The organism is Falsibacillus pallidus (assembly GCF_003350505.1).
Taxonomy (GTDB): domain Bacteria; phylum Bacillota; class Bacilli; order Bacillales; family DSM-25281; genus Falsibacillus; species Falsibacillus pallidus.
Genome location: NZ_QQAY01000004.1, coordinates 239,430 through 256,024 on the forward strand (window position 1 = coordinate 239,430; position 16,595 = coordinate 256,024).

Annotated in this window: 17 protein-coding genes; 12 read left to right on the forward strand and 5 right to left on the reverse strand. The window is 40.4% G+C overall.

The window, feature by feature from the left end; translation table 11 throughout:
• Positions 1 to 10 precede the first annotated feature (10 nt).
• The 3 genes from DFR59_RS10170 (at position 11) to DFR59_RS10180 (ending at position 2,168) form a co-directional block, all read left to right on the forward strand.
• The gene (locus DFR59_RS10170) at positions 11 to 547 is read left to right on the forward strand and encodes a GNAT family N-acetyltransferase (protein WP_114745505.1); all 537 of its coding nucleotides are present in this window, start codon (positions 11 to 13) and stop codon (positions 545 to 547) included.
• A 12-nt stretch (positions 548 to 559) separates the two neighbouring features.
• Positions 560 to 1,495 carry a GNAT family N-acetyltransferase gene (locus DFR59_RS10175; RefSeq protein WP_114745506.1) on the forward strand — a complete coding sequence of 312 codons (936 nt, stop codon included), beginning with the start codon at positions 560 to 562 and terminating at the stop codon, positions 1,493 to 1,495.
• 109 nt (positions 1,496 to 1,604) lie between these two features.
• Entirely contained in the window at positions 1,605 to 2,168 is a 564-nt protein-coding gene (locus tag DFR59_RS10180) for a glycerol-3-phosphate acyltransferase (RefSeq protein ID WP_114745562.1), read from the forward strand.
• 33 nt (positions 2,169 to 2,201) lie between these two features.
• Here DFR59_RS10180 and DFR59_RS10185 read toward each other — a convergent pair whose 3' ends face one another.
• The 3 genes from DFR59_RS10185 to DFR59_RS10195 all read right to left on the reverse strand — a co-directional run bounded on the left by DFR59_RS10185 (position 2,202) and on the right by DFR59_RS10195 (position 4,788).
• A complete protein-coding gene (locus DFR59_RS10185) occupies positions 2,202 to 3,794 on the reverse strand; it encodes an ABC-F family ATP-binding cassette domain-containing protein (protein WP_114745507.1) in 1,593 nt (530 codons plus the stop codon).
• Between the two features lie 275 nt (positions 3,795 to 4,069).
• A complete protein-coding gene (locus DFR59_RS10190) occupies positions 4,070 to 4,357 on the reverse strand; it encodes a hypothetical protein (protein WP_114745508.1) in 288 nt (95 codons plus the stop codon).
• Positions 4,358 to 4,422: 65 nt separating this feature from the next.
• The gene (locus DFR59_RS10195; RefSeq protein ID WP_245948445.1) at positions 4,423 to 4,788 is read right to left on the reverse strand and encodes a hypothetical protein; all 366 of its coding nucleotides are present in this window, start codon (positions 4,786 to 4,788) and stop codon (positions 4,423 to 4,425) included.
• Positions 4,789 to 4,900: 112 nt separating this feature from the next.
• On the opposite strand from DFR59_RS10195, the gene DFR59_RS10200 reads away from it, so the two are divergent.
• Complete coding sequence (locus DFR59_RS10200; RefSeq protein ID WP_114745510.1) at positions 4,901 to 5,140, forward strand: hypothetical protein; 240 nt, start codon at positions 4,901 to 4,903, stop codon at positions 5,138 to 5,140.
• A 3-nt stretch (positions 5,141 to 5,143) separates the two neighbouring features.
• On the opposite strand, the gene DFR59_RS10205 is transcribed toward DFR59_RS10200, so the two are convergent.
• A complete protein-coding gene (locus DFR59_RS10205) occupies positions 5,144 to 5,608 on the reverse strand; it encodes an Hsp20/alpha crystallin family protein (protein ID WP_114745511.1) in 465 nt (154 codons plus the stop codon).
• A gap of 73 nt (positions 5,609 to 5,681) precedes the next feature.
• Between DFR59_RS10205 and DFR59_RS10210 the strand changes: the two genes are divergently transcribed.
• From DFR59_RS10210 to DFR59_RS10220, 3 genes are all read left to right on the forward strand, one after another.
• Positions 5,682 to 5,945: a hypothetical protein gene (locus DFR59_RS10210; RefSeq protein ID WP_114745512.1), complete on the forward strand. Its 264-nt coding sequence runs from the start codon at positions 5,682 to 5,684 to the stop codon at positions 5,943 to 5,945.
• Positions 5,946 to 6,179 carry a hypothetical protein gene (locus DFR59_RS10215; protein ID WP_114745513.1) on the forward strand — a complete coding sequence of 78 codons (234 nt, stop codon included), beginning with the start codon at positions 5,946 to 5,948 and terminating at the stop codon, positions 6,177 to 6,179.
• Between the two features lie 476 nt (positions 6,180 to 6,655).
• Positions 6,656 to 8,596, forward strand: a complete 1,941-nt coding sequence (locus DFR59_RS10220) for an endonuclease MutS2 (protein ID WP_114745514.1) — start codon at positions 6,656 to 6,658, stop codon at positions 8,594 to 8,596.
• A 50-nt stretch (positions 8,597 to 8,646) separates the two neighbouring features.
• Here the strand turns inward: DFR59_RS10220 and pepF are convergent, their stop codons facing one another.
• On the reverse strand, positions 8,647 to 10,461 hold the full coding sequence (gene pepF / locus DFR59_RS10225) for an oligoendopeptidase F (RefSeq protein ID WP_114745515.1): 1,815 nt from the start codon (positions 10,459 to 10,461) through the stop codon (positions 8,647 to 8,649).
• Between the two features lie 230 nt (positions 10,462 to 10,691).
• Here pepF and DFR59_RS10230 point away from each other — a divergent pair, with 230 nt between their 5' ends.
• From DFR59_RS10230 to DFR59_RS10250, 5 genes are all read left to right on the forward strand, one after another.
• Positions 10,692 to 11,933 (forward strand): MFS transporter, encoded by a 1,242-nt coding sequence (locus DFR59_RS10230; RefSeq protein ID WP_114745516.1) that lies wholly within the window; start codon positions 10,692 to 10,694, stop codon positions 11,931 to 11,933.
• A gap of 103 nt (positions 11,934 to 12,036) precedes the next feature.
• Positions 12,037 to 12,795, forward strand: coding sequence for a DUF4931 domain-containing protein (locus DFR59_RS10235; RefSeq protein ID WP_114745517.1), 759 nt, complete (start codon positions 12,037 to 12,039; stop codon positions 12,793 to 12,795).
• A 30-nt stretch (positions 12,796 to 12,825) separates the two neighbouring features.
• Entirely contained in the window at positions 12,826 to 14,250 is a 1,425-nt protein-coding gene (locus tag DFR59_RS10240) for an OB-fold domain-containing protein (RefSeq protein WP_114745518.1), read from the forward strand.
• On the forward strand, positions 14,247 to 15,425 hold the full coding sequence (locus DFR59_RS10245) for an acetyl-CoA acetyltransferase (protein WP_114745519.1): 1,179 nt from the start codon (positions 14,247 to 14,249) through the stop codon (positions 15,423 to 15,425). Before DFR59_RS10240 ends, DFR59_RS10245 begins: the two co-directional genes overlap by 4 nt.
• A gap of 27 nt (positions 15,426 to 15,452) precedes the next feature.
• Positions 15,453 to 16,592, forward strand: a complete 1,140-nt coding sequence (locus DFR59_RS10250) for an acyl-CoA dehydrogenase family protein (protein ID WP_114745520.1) — start codon at positions 15,453 to 15,455, stop codon at positions 16,590 to 16,592.
• The last annotated feature ends 3 nt before the right edge of the window (positions 16,593 to 16,595 follow it).

Here is a 16,595-nt window from a genome sequence, read left to right on the forward strand (position 1 = left end):
AGGTGAAGAAATGAAGTTTTTAGATGGTGATAGAATCTATTTAAAACACATTGACGAAAGTGATTATCAAATTATTTATAGAGTGGTTCAGGATCCTGAAATCAGAAGGTTGACAGGAACCCAGTCATTTCTGACATATGAAAAAATAGCTGAAGCATATGAAGGTTTTAAGAAGCAGAATAATAGAATCGATTTGATGATTGTACTCAAAGAAAATGATGAAGTGATTGGGGATCTTGCCCTATTAGATGTTGATTCCAGGAATCGGAATGGAAGTGTAAGAATCGCCATCCATGAAGAAAAATTCAGGAGCAATGGGTATGGTACTGAGGCCCTGGATATAATTTTGAAGTATGCTTTTGATCAAATGAATCTGCACAGAATTTCCCTAAATGTTTATAGTTTTAATAAAAGAGCAAAAAAATCCTATGAGAAATTGGGTTTTGAACAAGAAGGGATTCTTAGAGAGGAACTCTTTTATGATGGCATCTACCACGACAATATATTAATGGGTTTACTGAAAGAAGAGTATAAGCGAAAAAAATAGGAGGGAAGAATCATGGAAATTAAAAGACTGTCAAAGTGTACTCTCGATGAAGCGGTAATGGCTTGGAATAAGGGGTTTGAGGGATATTTTTTTGATGCAACAACAGATATTGACAAATTCACTAAGAGATTAATAGGGGAGGGTATGCTTCCTTCCATGTCAATTATTGGCTTCGTAAATGATTCTCCATCAGCAATCGTTTTAAGCGGGAAAAGGGATGTTCAAGGAACCTCTATTTCCTGGAACGGCGGCACAGGCGTCGCACTTCAGGAGAGGGGCAAAGGCTTGGGTGAAAAAATGATTGAGCATTCCCTTAATATTTATGAAGAAGAAGGTGTGGATGCAGCCACATTAGAAGCAATACTTGAAAATGAAAAAGCTATAAATCTATATAAAAAAATGGGCTATCAAATTGTCGATCATATAAGGCATTACGCGTTAAAGGGTAATTGGAAGTTAAGCCATTCCAAAGAAAATAAGGGGATTATTATAAAAAAAGCGGATTGGCCTACTGTCAAGAGATCAGGATTGTATTTAACGGGCGCCCCATGGCAGGCACATTGGGAACATATCCAAGATGCTGAAATCATGGTTTGCTTAGACCATGAAGAATCAATCCTAGCCTATGCTATCTATAAAAAAATGGAAGATGAAAATGGCCAGATTCAAAGAATAGGATTGTTCCAGGCGAATTCCCATGCAAATGAAGCGGGAAAAGCGGCATTAAAAGAATTACTCCATGTACTTTACCAGGCAGAACATGATTCAATATCAAGAATGGCCGCTTATATCCAGGATTCACAATCAGATGTTGTCGATCTATTAAAAGAAATCGGATTCGAAACAACGGTCTCGCAAGTCATGATGGCAAAATCATTGACTGACAAAGGCAAGGAATATATTGACCGAGTATATTCTCAAATCAACAAGCAAACATCACATTCATAACAAAATCAAACTAAGGATAAAAAGCGAATCGAGGTAAAATATATTGATTCGCTTTCTTTTTGATAAAGACTGAAAGAGGGATAGATTGTTTATCAATGGAGTTGTTGCAATGAATTATATTATAGGTTTTATTTTATCTTATTTGTTCGGGAGCATCTCAGGAGCTTATCTTGTAGTGAAAGCATTGACTGAAAAAGACGTGAGATTGATTGGAAGCAGCAATGCCGGTGCAACCAATGCCGGAAGGGCAGCTGGGAAGACTGGATTTTTACTGACACTTCTTATAGATGCCCTAAAGGTATGGACAGCTCTTTTTATTGTCGTCAAAATGATGGGGTACAATGAAATTCTCTTATTAATCAGCTGCTTTGGATTAATGCTCGGACATCTCTTCCCAATCTACTTACGGTTTAAGGGGGGAAAAGGGGTAGTAGTGTACCTGGTATCTGCCTTATATCTTTCTCCTTTTTCAATTCTCGTATTTGCTGCTGTAATGATTGTTTGCTATGGCATCCTTAGAAAATATACAATCTCTGGGTTTATCTCCATGGCTTCAATTCCGTTATCAACAATGATTATAACCGGTTCCTGGATGATTACGCTCAATGTGTTGTTGTTATTTTTCTTTGTGCTGGTATCGAATAATAAAACGAACCGTCTAAAATCGGATTGAAAAAGGCTGCCCCAATTGGGACAGCCTTTTTATTTAAGCTTTAACAGTTTCAAGATACTCATCATATGTCATTTGTTTATCAATCAATCCGTCTGGAGTGAGTTCCATGATTCTGTTAGCAATTGTTTCGATGAATTGATGGTCATGGGATGAGAAAATCATAGAGCCTTTAAATGCAATCAGCCCATTATTCAATGCTGTAATGGATTCCAAATCCAAGTGGTTGGTTGGCTCATCCAAAAGAAGGACATTAGATCCGCTCAACATCATCTTGGATAGCATGCAGCGTACTTTTTCTCCACCGGATAGTACACTTGCTTTTTTATTAACTTCTTCCCCTGAGAACAACATACGGCCCAGGAATCCTCGAAGGAATGATTCGCTTTGGTCGTTAGGAGAGAACTGTCGAAGCCAATCAACCAAGTTCATATCGCTGTTTTCAAAGAACTCGGAGTTGTCTTTTGGGAAATAAGCCTGGGAAGTAGTGACACCCCATTTAAATGTGCCGCTGTCAGGCTCCATTTCTCCTGCCAAAATTTTGAACAATGCTGTCTTAGCAGCTTCATTCTTGCCGATAAGGGCAATTTTATCATCTTTGTTCATGATGAAGCTGACATTATCAAGCACTTTTTCTCCATCGATGGTCTTGGATAGATTCTCTACACGAAGCAAATCGTTTCCGATTTCACGTTCCGGAGAAAACCCTACATAAGGATATTTACGGGAAGATGGCCTGATATCGTCAAGGGAAATCTTATCGAGAAGCTTCTTCCTCGAAGTTGCCTGTTTGGACTTCGATGCGTTTGCACTGAATCGGGCGATGAAATTTTGAAGCTCTTTAATTTTTTCTTCTTTTTTCTTATTCGTATCCTGAGCCATTCTTTGTGCCAATTGGCTGGACTCATACCAGAAATCATAGTTTCCGACATAAATTTGAATTTTTCCAAAGTCCAGGTCGGCAATATGTGTACACACTTTATTTAAGAAATGGCGGTCATGGGAAACGACTATGACTGTATTTTCAAAATTGATCAGGAATTCTTCCAGCCATTGGATTGCTTTAATATCCAAGTGGTTGGTAGGCTCATCCAATAAAAGTACATCTGGCTTACCGAATAATGCTTGCGCCAGCAATACTTTAACTTTATCTGAACCATTCAACTCAGACATTTTTTTATAATGAATATCTTCGCCAATGCCAAGTCCTTTTAAAAGGATTGCCGCTTCAGATTCAGCTTCCCAACCGTTCAGCTCAGCAAATTCACCTTCAAGCTCAGCCGCTTTCATACCATCTTCATCACTGAAGTCTTCTTTCATGTAAATGGCGTCTTTTTCCTGCATTACTTCATATAAACGTGTATGGCCCATGATGACCACTTTCAGAACTTCATATTCTTCATATTCGAAATGGTTCTGTTTCAAAACGGCCAAACGTTCACCAGGCGTCATGAAAACAGATCCGCTTTGCGGCTCGAGTTCACCTGAGAGAATTTTAAGAAAAGTAGATTTCCCTGCACCGTTTGCGCCAATCAGTCCATAGCAATTGCCGGGTGTAAATTTTATATTGACATCTTCAAAAAGTTTGCGGTCTGCAAACCGCAAACCTACGTTACTTACGGTAATCATAATTGAATTCCTCCAAAACTAATATCTAGCAAATTATATCATTTAACGGCTTGGATTGCTAATAGCTTTGTTGAAGGATTCTTTAGTGGATATTGTAGGGGGGGGAATTCAATTCGGTGAAGAGAAATCATCCCCCGCTTTATGAAAGATTAGAAAGTGAAAAAATTCTGAGTGTGAATTGTCCAGCTCCAGCGCCCAGCCCCTCGAGATCATAAGCCGTACCTCAACGGAAATCAGGATTTCCTTCGAGTTCCGTCTTATGCAGGTCGGGGCTTTCAGGGCGCTTGCGCTTTTCTATTGCGGAATGAAAGAATGGTGGTTTTTAGGGAAGCATAGCTGCCGATTGCGGCATAGCCATAAAAATAGCCCATAAAGAGGCCGGAGATGAGATGTCCTTTGTGGCTATAAAAGACAGAAATAATAATGCCGAGCAGCAGCGCAAGAGCAGGTACATAAGATTTTGGAAGCTTGCCTGCAAGCTTGATGAATTGAGTCAGTATCATAATTACAGGGATGGCCAAAACCGCATCCCAGAAGTTTGTATGGATAATAGGAAATGTCATTCTAATCCCTCTTTTTAATTGAATGTTTTCCTATTAGGATGAATCAATCACAGATTTTTTATCCTTCATCTGATATTGATTTTCGGACCGCTTCTATCATTTTCCTTTTTGGATTGTTCTTCTTTTTTAATCATTTCATTTGTTTCCTCTTTAATGAAAGGAGTTTGTTTTCTTTCACCATTGTCCCCGTAGGTTGCTCCTATATACAGCTTTCCATGAAGTTCCTTGATGCCAAGCTGCCCCAAATGATTATTCGTTTCGTAGCGTTCAATTATCAACTTTTCAATATTGACCCTTTCCATGATAATGGATTCTTTATTTTCTTCAGACATTTTTTTAATTTCTTTTCTTAGTTTTTTAATTTCCTTGGATAATTGGGTTAAGTTCTCTTCATAATTCGGACTTGGTCTGAATAATTTTTTTAAAAACATACTCATCCCTGCTTAGGTTTATTTGTTTGAATTGAAGACAAAGATCTTTTGGGCGAGCTTGTCCAATAAGCCCGCCGATTGCTTATTATTCTATTCGAGGGAGGCGGAGAACATGAATTTTTCTTTTACAAAAATGAATATTCAAGGTCTGAAAGTGAATATCATCGGTCAGGGCTGTGTATTGAATTATGGGCAATCACATTTGATTAACCGAAATGCAGTCACTAAAAAAAACCAAGGATTCGGTGAACAGAATGCAGATGAAGTCTTTACATTTAATCCTTTTTTTGAAGTGGATGATGGGGACATAGAGGATAATAACTCATTCAAAAGAAGCTTCCCATGCAGATAACCCTTATTCGATTTCAACGATCTCTCCTTCCATGAAAAATCGCTCATAGGAAATCTGCAGAATGCCATTATCAAATTTGGCTGCAAATTTTTGTTTATCAGCAGGCACAGGCAGTTTGATCCTTCGCTCAAAAGAACCATGAAATCTTTCGCGCTGGAGAACCGAAATCCCATTAGGGAACGTATCTGCAGCACCTTTCAATAATAAGGAATCCCCATTAAGAATGATGGTAATTTGATCTTTTCGAAAGCCTGGCAGATCGATTAAAAGGATAATATGTGTAGACGTTTGAATGATATCAACGAGTGGAAATTCAGGTTTTTTCTCTTGACTCTGAAAAGGACCTTTCCGATGGATGTCATTCATAAATTCACCTGCCTGGCTGCTGTTCATGACATTATTCCAGAAATCCTGGCCGTACATTTGCTGGGCAAAATCCATCCATTGCTTGAATTTATTTGAATCCATCAGTACTGCCCCCTTTCCTGCCACATATTAAATGTGTTTTATTCATATAGTTAACTGAAGAAGGAGGGATTTGATGTCAATGCCAACTCCTTATGTAAATATTAATATTTACATGATCAAAATTAATTCCTTTGAAAATGCCTCCGCTGTAAATATCGGACAGAACATGCTTTCCGAATGGCACAATTCAGATAAAAAAAATCAAGGATTCGGCCAAAATTTCGGGGATGGAAGTGGTTTTATCGGAACGAGGAGCATGGTGGATGACCGAGATCAAATGGATTCCTTGAGCACATTTGAATCTGCCTGCCCCCCCATAGAAAGGGAGGATGGATAAGTGAATTTTGCTCCGATGGTGGTAAATTTTTTAGGTTTCAAGGTAAATGTTGTGGATAAGTCTGCTATTGTCAACGTCGGACCCAACCAGCAATTTGATATATTTGTCTCCACGAAATGGAATCAAGGGATCGGAGAAGAAAACGGAGATATCTCTGCTGTATATATTCCAATCACGTTTGTAAACGATACAGATGTCAATGATTCCAATTCTTTAAAAACGAGTTTTATTTAAAGATGACGAAGGAAAAATGTTGACATTTTTGTCCAATTCACATATCTTGAAAGAGAAAGAAAAATTATATGTTTTCAAGGCTGAATTTTTCAGCTATCACTAATTTAGTTAATTAAAGGAGTATGTTTTATGCTGGGAGTCGTTCTTAACTAATCCGTAATTTCATACGGTCTTTCCAAATGGAAACAAATTGCGCCATACCGACGCTTATTTGCTGTGCCTTTTGGAAGATGTTAAGAACGATAATCATAGCTGGCATATTCCTATTGAAGGGGGCTGTGTATACGTGCACAGCCCTTTGTTTATTCAATAAACACAAAATGGACCTTCTTGATAAGGGTTATTACCCATATCCTTTTTGAGTACATTTCTGTTTTATTGAACTTCAATAAGTGATGATACAGGGAAATCCTGTCAAAACCGCAATGAGCATTGTTCATTGCGGTTTTTTATTTTATTAAATGGAGGAAATCACATTGAATCAACAAACATTTACAGTATTGGATTTCGAAAAAATCAAACAAGAGGCAGCACAATACGCCTTAACAGATTCCGGAAAAAAAGCCATCATGGATATTTATCCTGTAACAAATGCAAAGCAGATTGAAGGATGGCTGGACGAAGTGACAGAGGCTAAGCAAATCCTTGCCAAATCAGCCAGCGTCCCCATACATGGACTTGAAGGAATCGAACTGATCATGAAACAGCTTCACAAAGGAGTACCATTAAGGCCTGACGCGTTGACTAAGCTCTATTTCTTCCTTGATACATGCAGAAAGCTGAAAAGGTTTATGAAAGACAAAGAATTCTTGGCCCCACGGGTTTCTACGTACGTCTACTCGTTGGCAGAAATTCCTCAAGTAGCTGAAGAAATAATTCGCTGCATCCGAAACGGGATGGTGGACCAAAACGCCAGCAAGGAGCTAAACCGGATAAGGAAACAAATCATGATCTTGGAAGAAAGGCTGAAGGATAAAATCAGCCAAATGGTCAAGTCAGGCAAATACAAGCCATATTTGCAGGAAGCCATTGTCAGTGAAAGGAATGGACGCTACTGCCTGTCAGTTAAGAAAGAGCATAAAGGGAAAATCAAAGGGTCCATTTTGGATGCCTCGGCATCCGGCTCCACATTATTTATTGAACCGGACGAACTGGCAGTGTATCAGGAAGAGCTTTCCTATCTTCAAACCGATGAAAGCATTGAATGCGAAAGGATCCTCAGTTATTTAACAGGATTGGTTGAAGCCAATGAACAGGAGCTGAAAATTGCAGTTGAGACCATGATTCATTATGATCAATTATTCGCCAAAGCGAAATACAGTTTGAATATCGAGGGAACGAGCGTCAAGATCAATCAGGACCATTACATTGATTTACATGAGGCCAAGCATCCATTGCTTGGCAAGAATGCTGTGCCACTGACTGTGGAGATGGGGAATGAATATGACGCATTGGTAATCACAGGACCTAATACCGGTGGGAAAACAGTTGCGATTAAAACTGTCGGGCTTTTGACCTTAATGGTCCAGTCAGGTTTTCATATACCGGTAAAAGAAGGATCTGAGGTTTCCATTTTCCAGAAAATCCTGGTCGATATCGGGGATGGCCAAAGCATTGAACAAAATTTAAGCACCTTTAGTTCTAGAATCGTGAATATAATAGAAGTTTTAAAAGAAGCGAATGACCACAGTCTGATATTGATTGATGAGATTGGATCAGGAACCGATCCGAGCGAAGGGATGGGTCTAGCCACTGCAATCCTGGATGAATTATATCGGAAAGGAGCGACCATCCTTGCAACAACCCACTATAATGAAATAAAAGAGTTTGCAGACCAAACAGATGGGTTTGTTAACGGTTCGATGGAATTTGATATTGAAACATTGAAGCCTACACATCGGCTGCTCGTTGGAAAAGGGGGAGACAGCCAGGCTTTCGCCATTGCATTAAGGCTAGGTATCCACCCAGCCATCATCAGCCGTGCCCATAACATTACTTATAAAGAGGAAAAGTCATATGGGGAAAACGAACTGAATCCGAATGATAAAAGGGAACTGGATAAGCAGCTTGCACTCAATCGCTATGCAAGACGAAAGAAACCGGCAGCTGCACTTCCAAAGAAAGAGGGGGAGAAAAATGCTCCCCGATACCAAATGGGGGATAATGTGAAAATCACGGCTTCCGATGAATTTGGAATTGTATATGCAGGACCTGATTCTAAAGGAGACTATATTGTTCAAATACGCGGGGAAAAACATACCATCAATCATAAACGGTTTACACTGTATATTTCCGCTGCAGAACTTTATCCAGCTGATTACGATTTTTCCATCATTTTTGACAGCAAGGAGAATCGAAGGATCGATAAGCAAATGTCAAAAGGTCATAAAGAAGGTCTGACCATAGAACATGAATAGAAAAAAAAAGAAAGAAAAAAGATGCCGCATAGTAAGGCATCTTTTTTCTCTTATTGATAATTGTTCTCTAATTCATCGATCAGTGAACCAACATAGCTCACAGCTTTTTTGATCGGTTCAGGTGTACTCATGTCAACCCCGGCATGCTTCATCAATTCTTGAGGCGTCTTAGTGCCGCCTGCCTTCAAGACTTCAAGCCATCTATCTACAGCCGGCTGGCCTTCTTCCTGAATCAGCTGGGCAGCAGCGGTGGAAGCTGTTAATCCAGCAGAATAGGTATAAGGGTAAAGGCCCATATAATAGTGAGGCTGCCTCATCCAGGTCAAACTTGCCCCTTCATCGATGTCTACAGTATCCCCCCAAAACGTTGACAAGACATCGGCTTTTTGTTCGCAGAATGTTTTTGCTGTCAGCGGGCCGCCTTCTTCTGCAATCTTGTATATTCTGCGCTGAAATTCACCTTCCAATAAATGAGTGACAAAATTGTGGTAGTACGTGCCAAGCAGCTGAGTGATGATCCAGTTCCTCATTCGCTTATCTTCTGTTGTGGAGAGCATATGCTGTGCCAGAAGCATTTCATTCATGGTAGAAGGAGCTTCTATAAAGTAGGTAGACGGTCTGGTATTGAACAGGCTTTGTTCTTTATTGGCTAAATAAAAATGACCCGCATGGCCAAGTTCATGGGCAAGCACGAAAGCTCCCCTCATCGTATCAGTCCATGTAATCAAAATGTATGGATGGGCTATATACGGACTTGAACAAAAAGCTCCAGTTGATTTTCCGACGTTGTCTGCCAAGTCGACCCATCTTTCCGATAGAGCTTTTTCCATAATCGCAGAATATTCAGGGCCCATGACTTCGAGTGCTTTTAAAATGATTTCGGATGCTTCTTCAAAAGTCGTTTTAGGAAGATATTCAGAATCAAGCGGTGCCTTCAAATCACAGTACTTCATGGTATCCAAACCTAAGATTTTCTTTTTCAGTTGGGCATATCTCCGCATGTGAGGAGATAGCTCTTTTAAAATAGTATCGAGCTGGTTATTATACATATCCGTGGTTACTTTTTGAGGATGCAAAAGCATGTGTGTCACGGATTCGTACCCGCGTAATTTAGCAAGTGTCACTTGTTTTTTCACTTCAGTGGCATATGTAGCAGCAAAAGTATTTTTATATTGTCTCAATGTTTTCGTAAATGAAGAGAAAGCTGTCCTGCGCTCTTCAGTTTTTGGTGATAGTTCATAACGATCTTCATAAAGGGCAAAGGAAACAGGCTGTTCTTCACCGGATTCATCCTCAAATGAATCAAATTGCATATCCGACAGTTTACTGAGCTGATAAATGGTATATGGTGCTTGATGTACGTGTCCTAGGGCAGCAAGTACTTCCTCGGTTTCTTTTGAAAGCTGATATGGTTTATCTTCTAGAATATCATGCAATGTCAGTTCATAAGCTTCCAAACCCTTTTCATTTTTAATAAATTCTTCTAATTTCCCTTCAGGAAAATCAATGATTTCAGATGTGATAAATGAAAAGGCAGCATTTGCTTCTGACATGAGGGAGGAAATCTTAGCGGAATTTGCCTGGTTGTCCGGATTTGTTCCATCCTCAGATTGTCTGAGGCTAGCATATGTTCCAACACGGATCAATCGCTTCCACATTTCCTCATACTCTGCTAAACAAGCTAACAGCACAGATGAGCCCTCCTGCAATTTTCCTTTGAAGCGTGAAATCTTGGACAAATCATTAAGGATGGCAGACGATTCAAGATGGAAATCTTCCTCTGTTTCAAACAACTCACTTAGATCCCAAGTGTGTTCTAAAGGCACCTCATGTCTTTCCAATCTTTTTTGCTTTGTTTTTTCCATATGTATTTCCCTCCAGCACTTTATTTCGTGTCGCTAACAAATATTATTATACTGGAAATCATTGTAGATTGATAGAACTATTCTGAATCTTCGGACATGTCAAGGCGCTCAAAAAAGGAATAAAGCCTTGAAAAAAGGGGAAAAAACAGCTCTTCTGTTTACCATTTTTCTTTTTGGAATTCTTCATAAAATGAAAGTATAAAAGTTTTCATTTTTTGGAGGAATAACTAATGAATATAGAATCTATAAAGCTAGCGGAGCCTTCTGTTGAGAAGGCATCATCCATCTGGAAAAATACCTCTTTTGTTTACTTATTGATTTCAGGACTGCTACTCAGCATCGGAAACAAGCTCTATGAAATCGTTTTGCCTTTGCTCATGTACGATTTGACTCATTCTTCGGTAGCCATGGCAAATATGAGGACTGCTGAACTGCTGCCCAATCTATTTTTTGGAATCGTTGTCGGTGTAATTGTCGATCGATTAAATAAGAAGAAATGGGCGCTGTGGATGATAGGGCTGCAAGCGGGGCTGCTGACATTCCTTTGGCATCTCTCATTCCATCAAATAACTCATTTATGGATGTATTATATTGTTGGGTTCCTTTTGCTGACATTCAATTACGGGTATTTTAATACCCAGGTAAGCTTGATTAAGTTAAGTGCCACACCTCTTCAAATGACTTCAGCGAATGCGAAGTTTTCATTCGTTGAATCATTTATAGGCATCATGGGACCGGTTTTCACCGGATTAGTCTTTCTGCTTGCAAGAATTTCAGATGGAATTCTGCTGGCTGCTATGGTGTATATTATTAGTTTTTTTACATTGAGCAGATTGAGGGTGAAAGAAACCCGTTCTATGAAAAATAATAAAACCTCCTGGATGGAAGAGTTAAAAGAGGGTTGGTTTACTTTTAAAGCAAATGCCGTTCTTTTCAAGACGACAATATATACCATCTTATTAAATTCTTCTTTTATCGTTGTCAGTACAACGGTGATTTATCTCGCAAAAGATGGTATGCACTTAAAAAATTCAGTATTGGCGGTCATTTTCTCGGTTTCCGGATTTGGAGGACTTATCGGCAGCCTTTTGGCGGGCAAAGCTCGGGATCTCTATGGCATAGGGAAGACATTGGGCTTTGCTGCAATTGTAAATGCATTTGCCTATTTTGTCCTGTTTCTTACAGACAACATCTTTATGCTTGTCGCTGCTCTGTTCATTCACGGCGCTGCCACAACCTTGAATAGCATCTGCGTCTATACAATAAGACATGAACAAACACCCTCCCATCTTATTGGAAGGATTACGGGAATAACCGGGACATTATTCAGAATGGGGATGCCTGTCACTATGTTTTGTTCCGGATGGATCATGATGTGGTGGGGACCTAAAGTCATTTTTTTAGGAAGTGCAATATTAAATATCATAGTAGTTTCATTTTTCGTAAGATCGATTTTATGGAAAATCAGATGAATGAGGATCAGCCAGCTGCAAATCCGAGTTGGCTGATTTTTCTTTTTAAGAAGGGTTTCGAAAGACCTATCAAGAATGATAGAGATAGAAAGGGAGAATGAACATGGAACAAACACATTTACGTTTTAATAGCGGGATTGCCATGCATAAACCAGAAAACATCAGGAACAAAGAAACTGAATGCCCCTTTTGTCGAAGAGAAGAACTTTCAGACATCCTTGATGAAAAAGGAAGCATCATCCTTCTTAAAAATAAATATCCTGTTCTCGAGGATACTTTTCAGACAGTATTAATAGAAACAGATGACTGCGATGGGGACATCTCACTATATTCAAAACAGCATTTACATGATTTATTTTCGTTTGCCATCAACCATTGGCTTATGATGGAAAAGGATCCAAAGTTCAAATCTGTACTGCTGTTTAAAAACCACGGACCATTATCTGGAGGAACCTTGAAGCATCCACATATGCAGATTGTCGGTCTTGAAGGGATCGATTATCACAGCAAAGTGTCCCGAAATGATTTTGAAGGAATTTTGATTGAATCAAAAGAGGAAGTCAAATGGACATTGTCAACTTCACCAAGGATTGGATTTTACGAATGGAACGTCCTTATGCAGGAAAGCGGAAATGTTTCGCAGCTTGCGGATTATGTGCAAAAAACCATTTATTACATATTGAATCAATACAGGATCAAATGCAGCAGCTATAATTTATTTTTTTACCACATCAAGAATGAGATTGCTGTAAAAATCATGCCACGGTTTGTCACATCTCCTTTGTTCGTGGGCTATTCCATTCCCCAGCTGCCTATTAATCTGGAGGAAACGGTAAAGGACATTCAAAGCAAGCAATGTTAATCATCCTATAGGAAGGAGGAATCGTTTGTTATGTTTGGGATAAAAGCCTATGGAATCTATGTGCCCTTCAATCGTCTTGAAAGGAACAAAATTTCACATTTTTATGGAGGCAGACCTCTAAAAGGTGAAAAATCCATCGCCAACTTCGATGAGGATAGTTTATCCTTAGCTATCAACGCCTGCTGCAATTTGTTTTCTTCCTATAAAGATGCGAAGCCTGGAGCCCTCTATTTTGCAACAGCGACACCTCCATATGCAGAGAAAATGGGGGCTGTAACGATCCAATCTGCTTTAGATTTGCCAGAAACAATCGAAACAATAGACTTTGGACACAGCTTAAGAGCCGGCAGTGGTGCATTGAAAGCGGGCCTGCACCGAAAAATCGAACATGGTGATATTTTGATAGCAGCGTCCGACATGAGGTCCGGAAATCCGAACAGTGAGATGGAATTGAACAGCGGTGACGGGGCGGCATCTATCCTTATTGGTGAGGGGGAAGATGTCATTGCTGAATTGATAGTTTCAGCATCCCTCAATAGTGAACACCTGAGCGTATGGAAGAATCAAGGTGAGCAGTATGTGCGGCAATGGGAAGACCGATTTGTACAGAATGTGTCCATGGAGGCTGCAAAAGAAGCGCTGGATGCTGCATTGGATAAAGCAGGAGTAGATCTGAAAAAGATAGACTCCGCGCTAATATCAGCTCCATTCTCAAAATTCCAGATATCGTTTGCTAAAAGTCTAGGTTTTGCGGCAGAACAGTTAAAGGAAATAGATGACAGCTGGCACGGTCATTTTGGAACAGCCAATCCACTGGCAATGCTGGCCAAATCCTTAGAAAAGAGAAGTCCCGGGGAAACAATTCTCCTGTTAAATATCAGTGAAGGGTGCGATGCATTCCTTTTCCGTTGTACAGAGAGAATAAAAGAGTTTCATCCTCATAAAAGCTCCACTTGGTTTAAAGGAAATAAAAGTACTGAAGTCACTTATGGAGAATTCCTCAAATGGAGAGAAAGGATATCCTTTGATAACGGAAGGAGACCAGAGGCGAAACAGCCATCTGCTCCGGTCTTATGGAGGAATAGAAAAGGGATTCTTTCTTTTCAAGGAAGTGAATGCAAGCGCTGTCATACCCCTTTTATTCCTGCGCAGCGGGTCTGCCCGGCCTGTGGATCAGTGGACGAAATGAAGCCCTGCTCGTTTAAGGGGAAACGTGCTTCGATATTTACTTATACGATGGACTTTCTTGCTTCCTCCCCTTCATCACCATCTGCTTTTGCAGTGATTGATTTTGAAGGGGGAGGAAGAATGCTCTGTCAGGTATCTGATTGGGAAGAAGGAGATTTGCATATTGGGAGAGTAGTAGAGTTTAGCTTCAGAAAGCTATATACTGCATCGGGCGTCCATAATTATTTTTGGAAGGCAGTCCCATCCCGGAAGGAGGCAGAAGCATGAGGGGAATAAGCGATAAAACAGCTGTCGTTGGCATGGGGTGTACCCGCTTTAAAGAACAGTGGGATAAAAGTACGGATGATTTGATCATTGAAGCTGTTCAAGAAGCATTGAACGATGCGGGTATTGAGCTGGATGATATTGATGCGGCATGGATCGGTACCATGGACTCGGGTTATGCAGGAACCACGCTTTCTTCAGCATTGAAGACCAATTATATCCCGGTGACCCGTGTTGAGAATATGTGTGCGACAGGGTCAGAGGCATTTCGGAATGCCTGCTACGCAGTTGCAGCCGGTGCCTATGATACAGTTCTTGTGGTCGGAGTGGAAAAGTTGAAGGATTCCGGCTATAGCGGTCTGGTCATCAATAGCCCAGATGGAGATGGGACATTCCCCAACATCACTGCACCAGCTGCATTTTCTTTATTAGCCCCGGCTTATTTTCACAAATTCGGCCTTGATAACGCCTCGGGCAAAGAGGTGCTGTCCCGGATTGCATGGAAAAATCACCGAAATGGTTCTTTGAATAAAAAAGCGCAGTATCAAAGGGAAATTCCCATGGAGAAGATCATGAATTCCCCTTTGATAGCGGAGCCTTTAGGGATATTGGACTGTTCAGGGGTTGCAGATGGTGCAGCAGCCGCCATCATCATGAGAACTGATGATGCAAAGAGGCGTAAAAAGGATCCCATGTATATAAAGGCCTTGTCGATTGCAGCGGGCAATGGAGAAGGAATGCTGATGCAGGGATTTGATTTTACTTCTATTAAAGAGAATCTTGTTTCTTCCTCCTCTGCATATAAGGAAGCGGGAATCAAAGATCCAAGCAAAGAAATTGATATGGCAGAGGTGCACGATTGTTTTACACCTACAGAACTGGTTATTTATGAAGATCTTGGCTTCAGTGAAAAAGGCATGGGATGGAAGGATGCCATGAATGGGAAGTTTGATTTGGATGGTAAATTGCCAGTCAATCCGGATGGAGGATTAAAGTCTTTCGGACATCCAATCGGTGCGAGCGGACTTCGTATGCTTTATGAAATGTATCTACAATTTCAAGGAAGGGCGGAAAAAAGGCAGTTAAATAACCCGAAAATTGGGCTGACACATAATCTTGGTGGATATCCGTGGCAATGTGTATCATTTGTTTCCATTATCGGAAAAGAGCTTTCATAAATATAGTCAATAGAAAGGTGGATAGAGATGCAGCATCCTTATTTGACAGACGATCATATAGAATTTCGAAAATCATTTAAGAAGTTTTTGGATAAAGAAGCAACACCTTATTATGATCAATGGGAAGAAGACAGGTTGATCCCGCGCTCTTTTTGGAGAAAAATGGGGGATATGGGCTTTCTTTGTCCAAATCTGCCAGAAAAGTATGGTGGGAGCGGTACGGACTGGGGATATTCTGTGGTACTCATTGAAGAATTGGAGAGGGTAGGTTCAGGTCTTGTGGGAATTGGCTTGCACAACGAGATTGTCGTTCCCTATCTTGAAGCATACGGAACGGAGGAGCAAAAACAGAAATGGCTGCCGGGATGTACGGATGGCAGCATCATTACGGCAATTGCCATGACTGAACCGGGGGCGGGCTCAGACTTGGCAAATATCAAAACTTTTGCTCAAAAGAATGGAGACTCCTATGTCATTAATGGACAGAAGACGTTCATCACAAATGGCATACAAGCTGACCTTATTCTCCTGGCATGTAAAACGGATTTAAACGCGTCTCATAACGGTATCAGCCTCTTTCTCATTGAAGAGGGGACTGCGGGGTTTTCAAGGGGAAGGAAGTTAAATAAAATCGGTCTTCATAGCCAGGATACCGCTGAATTGTTCTTTGAAGATTGCCCCGTCCACAAGGATCATCTTTTGGGGGAGCCGGGAAAAGGGTTTTATTATATGATGGAAAAGCTGCAGCAGGAAAGGTTGATTGTAGCTGTTTCAGCCCAAATTGCTGCTGAGGAAATGCTTCGAATGACAGTGGAATATGTAAAAAGCAGAAAAGCATTCGGGAAGTCTGTCTCTAAATTTCAGAATAGTCAGTTTAAATTAGCTGAAATGGCAACGGAAGTGGAAGTAGGCAGGACATTTGTGGACCAATTGATTGCCTGTCATATGAGAGGGGAGGAGGTAACCCAAAAAGTCTCCATGGCAAAATGGTGGATTACAGATATGGCAAAGAAAACGGCAGGTGAATGTTTGCAGCTGCACGGTGGATATGGATATATGGAAGAATATGAAATCGCCAGGAGATATCGTGATATCCCTGTTTCGGCGATATATGCCGGAACCAATGAAATCATGAAATTGATCATTGCTAAAAATATGGGCTTATGAGGA

Coding starts and splice junctions, on each gene's coding strand:
- DFR59_RS10240 (WP_114745518.1), top strand. CDS start 12,826: ATGTTTGGGATAAAAGCCTATGGAATCTATGTGCCCTTCAATCGTCTT.
- DFR59_RS10185 (WP_114745507.1), bottom strand. CDS start 3,794: ATGATTACCGTAAGTAACGTAGGTTTGCGGTTTGCAGACCGCAAACTT.
- DFR59_RS10210 (WP_114745512.1), top strand. CDS start 5,682: ATGTCAATGCCAACTCCTTATGTAAATATTAATATTTACATGATCAAA.
- DFR59_RS10190 (WP_114745508.1), bottom strand. CDS start 4,357: ATGACATTTCCTATTATCCATACAAACTTCTGGGATGCGGTTTTGGCC.
- DFR59_RS10230 (WP_114745516.1), top strand. CDS start 10,692: ATGAATATAGAATCTATAAAGCTAGCGGAGCCTTCTGTTGAGAAGGCA.
- DFR59_RS10245 (WP_114745519.1), top strand. CDS start 14,247: ATGAGGGGAATAAGCGATAAAACAGCTGTCGTTGGCATGGGGTGTACC.
- DFR59_RS10170 (WP_114745505.1), top strand. CDS start 11: ATGAAGTTTTTAGATGGTGATAGAATCTATTTAAAACACATTGACGAA.
- DFR59_RS10195 (WP_245948445.1), bottom strand. CDS start 4,788: ATGTTTTTAAAAAAATTATTCAGACCAAGTCCGAATTATGAAGAGAAC.
- DFR59_RS10200 (WP_114745510.1), top strand. CDS start 4,901: ATGAATTTTTCTTTTACAAAAATGAATATTCAAGGTCTGAAAGTGAAT.
- DFR59_RS10235 (WP_114745517.1), top strand. CDS start 12,037: ATGGAACAAACACATTTACGTTTTAATAGCGGGATTGCCATGCATAAA.
- DFR59_RS10175 (WP_114745506.1), top strand. CDS start 560: ATGGAAATTAAAAGACTGTCAAAGTGTACTCTCGATGAAGCGGTAATG.
- DFR59_RS10180 (WP_114745562.1), top strand. CDS start 1,605: ATGAATTATATTATAGGTTTTATTTTATCTTATTTGTTCGGGAGCATC.
- DFR59_RS10250 (WP_114745520.1), top strand. CDS start 15,453: ATGCAGCATCCTTATTTGACAGACGATCATATAGAATTTCGAAAATCA.
- DFR59_RS10205 (WP_114745511.1), bottom strand. CDS start 5,608: ATGGATTCAAATAAATTCAAGCAATGGATGGATTTTGCCCAGCAAATG.
- pepF (WP_114745515.1), bottom strand. CDS start 10,461: ATGGAAAAAACAAAGCAAAAAAGATTGGAAAGACATGAGGTGCCTTTA.